The sequence below is a fragment of the Rhizobium mongolense USDA 1844 genome (assembly GCF_000419765.1).
Lineage (GTDB): Bacteria > Pseudomonadota > Alphaproteobacteria > Rhizobiales > Rhizobiaceae > Rhizobium > Rhizobium mongolense.
In genome coordinates, this window is record NZ_ATTQ01000078.1 from 1 (window position 1) to 2995 (window position 2995).

The window sequence follows — 2995 nt, forward strand, 5'->3', positions numbered from 1 at the left end:
GCTCAAAAAAACAATAACGCGGGGTGGAGCAGCCCGGTAGCTCGTCAGGCTCATAACCTGAAGGCCGCAGGTTCAAATCCTGCCCCCGCAACCAACTTTCCTAAGCTAAAAGGCAGATGGCCATTCAAGTCGCTTCAATGGAAGCTCCTCCGCATAAGCGTCGAGGAGCTTTTGTTTTTTGGCCTCCGTTTCCAATTCGCCGGCACGCACCTTCTCCAGGTAATCGTGACGCGTCAGCGCCTCGAAACGCTTCTCCATGATCGTCGCCGCTTCCATCGCCGCGAGGATCGAGGCGATCTGGCCGTGCACTTCGAGTGATGCCGGCTGGTGGCCCGGCGTTTTGCCGATCACCACCTTCTGGATAAACTGGCGCACGATGTTGATGAACGGCTGCTTCGTCTCGGCATCAGCGTGCTCGCGAATATAGTAGGAGACCGAGTTGATGATCAGCTCCACGGCGCCGGGCTCACCTCCGCCTTCAATCTACGAACCTTAGCATCAAGGTCCTCTTCTTCGGCTGGAGATTGCCGCAGATCGTCTTCCAGACCGGTGCGACGCTCTTCGAGTTTGTCGAGCATGTCATCGAGCGCGGCAAGACGCGGCCAGCGGATGCCGGATTTGCCGCCGTCGAGTATCTTTTTCCCTATGAAGCCCCGCCGGAAGCGATCGCCGAACGGCTAACCCGCAACAACCTGCGGCAGGCACTGTTCAATCTGCCGCCGGGTGATTGGGTAGCGGGCGAGCGTGGTATCGCAGCTCTTCCTGGGCGGTTCGACGAATTGAAGTCTGACGTGGGACGGGCACTGGACTATGCGGCGGCGACTGGCGCAAAGCGGCTGCATCTGATGGCAGGGCTTGCCGAGCCCTCTGATACAGAGGCCGCAACCTGTTATCGGCAATCCGTGGCTTACACTGCGGCGCGGCTCGGAGAGAACGGTGTCGATCTGTTGATCGAGCCTATCAACGGGCGAAACATGCCGGGATATTTCCTCAATGATTTCGGTGCCGCTGAGCGGCTCACCGACCTCGGCCTGCCCAATCTAAAGCTTCAGTTCGACGTCTATCACCGCCAGATCCTGCATGGCGACGTGGTCATGGGGTTGCGCCGGGCTGCTGCCGATGACCGGCCATATCCAGGTCGCTAGCGTGCCGTTGCGCAATGAGCCGGACGGGGAGGAGTTAAACTATCCCTATTTGTTTGAGGAAATTGACCGGCTCGGTTACGGCGGCTTTGTAGGCTGCGAATATATCCCCCGGGGCCGGACGCTCGACGGCGTCGACTGGTTCAGATCTTTTGCAAGGAGCTAGCGGATGACCATTCTGCTCGGATCGATCGCCGACGATTACACCGGCGCGTCAGACCTTGCCAACACGCTAACGAAGAACGGTCTTCGCACCGTGCAGACCGTCGGCATTCCCGACCCGTCGCTGGTGCTGCCGGATGTCGACGCCGTCGTCGTCTCCATGAAAATTCGCTCCGTCGCGGCCGCTGACGCCGTGGCTGCGGCGACGGAGGCCGAACGATGGCTGCGCAAGCGCGGGGCGGCCCATGTGCTTTACAAAGTCTGCTCGACATTCGATTCGACCGATGCCGGCAATATCGGTCCGGTGACGGAGGCACTGAACATTGCTGCCGGCGGCGGCACGGTGCTGGTTACGCCCGCCTTTCCGGAAACTGGACGCACCGTCTATCTCGGTCACCTCTTTGGCGGCGGGCAACCGCTGAACGAAAGCCCGCTAAAGGATCACCCCCTCAATCCAATGCATGATGCCAATTTGGTGCGCGTCATGGCTCGGCAGTCGCGCGGTGCCGTCGATATTGTCGATCTGGCAACGGTCTCGGCCGGAGCCGGTGCGGTAAAGGCGCGGCTTGAGGTTCTGCGCGCCGCGGGCGCGACCACCGCGATCGCGGATGCGATCTTCGAACACGATCTTGAAACGCTCGGCGAGGTGGCGCTCCAAACACCGGTGTCTACCGGCGCATCGGGCCTCGGTCTTGGTCTCGCCGCGCCCTTACGCGCTCGGGCCGAGTATCTTCCGCGACCGCAGCAACTGCTGACGCCATGCGCCCAGTGGGCGGGCTTGCCGCGATCGTTGCCGGCAGTTGCTCCAGCGCGACGCTCCGGCAGCTAGACGTCGCCGAACGGTCGTTGCCCGTTCTGCGGCTCGATCCGGAAAAATTGCTTGCCGGCCTCGAGGAGATTTACGCCGCGATTTCCTGGGCCGGAGACCGCATTTCCGTCGGCCCCGTCGTCGTCGCAGCGAGTGCGTCGCCGGAAACCGTTTCCCGGCTGCAATCGCGATACGGACGGGACGCCTCGGGCCACGCGATCGAAACCGCGACGTCGATCATTGCCGACGAACTTATGACAAGAGGCGTGCGGCGCCTGGTGATCGCCGGCGGCGAAACCTCCGGCGCAGCGGTCGACAGGCTCGCCATTCCAGCATTTCTGATCGGCCTGGAAATCGCGCCTGGTGTACCGGTGCTGCGAACGGTCGGCAATAAGCAGGGCGACATGCTTCTGGCCCTGAAATCCGGAAACTTCGGAGGCGAGGATTTCTTCACGGCTGCGCTAGCAATGATGCACTGACTTGGTCATCAGGTCGACGGCGGTTCTTGGGGGGTACTATCTAGTCCCGCATAAAAGCGCACCTAGACCCACGTATAAGTCATCCCTTCCTCGTTGGTATCTGATTCTTCCTCCTGATCAATAGGCAGGTCCGACAACGTGCTGCTATCGTCAGTGTACATTCTCCCCCGGGGCCGTTTCCCAAAGTGCCATGAATGGACGGGCGGCACATCGAGGAGGCGGAGCCGCCCGATAAGACGGACACGCTATTTCACAGCGGCTCAATCTTTCGAATGGCAAGCTTCGGAACCGAAGCTGGTTCAATTCACCATCGAGGTGCGGATCATGGGCAAGGCAGCAGCTATTTTCTTTGCAGTCGTGATCGCTGCTCCGGCAGTGGCGCATGATGCGACGCCAACGGCGGC

1 protein-coding gene, 1 tRNA gene and 2 pseudogenes are annotated in these 2995 nt (G+C 60.9%); 3 read left to right on the forward strand and 1 reads right to left on the reverse strand.

The features are described 5' to 3' along the window. Window positions 1-17: 17 nt before the first annotated feature. A tRNA-Met gene (locus tag A3C3_RS0137110) sits at window positions 18-94 on the forward strand. An 11-nt stretch (window positions 95-105) separates the two neighbouring features. Here A3C3_RS0137110 and A3C3_RS0137115 read toward each other — a convergent pair. Next, window positions 106-456, reverse strand: a complete 351-nt coding sequence (locus A3C3_RS0137115; RefSeq protein WP_022719500.1) for a hypothetical protein — start codon at window positions 454-456, stop codon at window positions 106-108. Window positions 457-605: 149 nt separating this feature from the next. On the opposite strand from A3C3_RS0137115, the pseudogene A3C3_RS42405 reads away from it, so the two are divergent. Together A3C3_RS42405 and otnK are read left to right on the forward strand one after the other, a co-directional pair. Next, window positions 606-1308, forward strand: a pseudogene (locus tag A3C3_RS42405) (hydroxypyruvate isomerase family protein); the annotation flags it as partial. Between the two features lie 3 nt (window positions 1309-1311). Next, window positions 1312-2591 (forward strand): annotated as a pseudogene (gene otnK / locus A3C3_RS42410) (3-oxo-tetronate kinase). The last annotated feature ends 404 nt before the right edge of the window (window positions 2592-2995 follow it).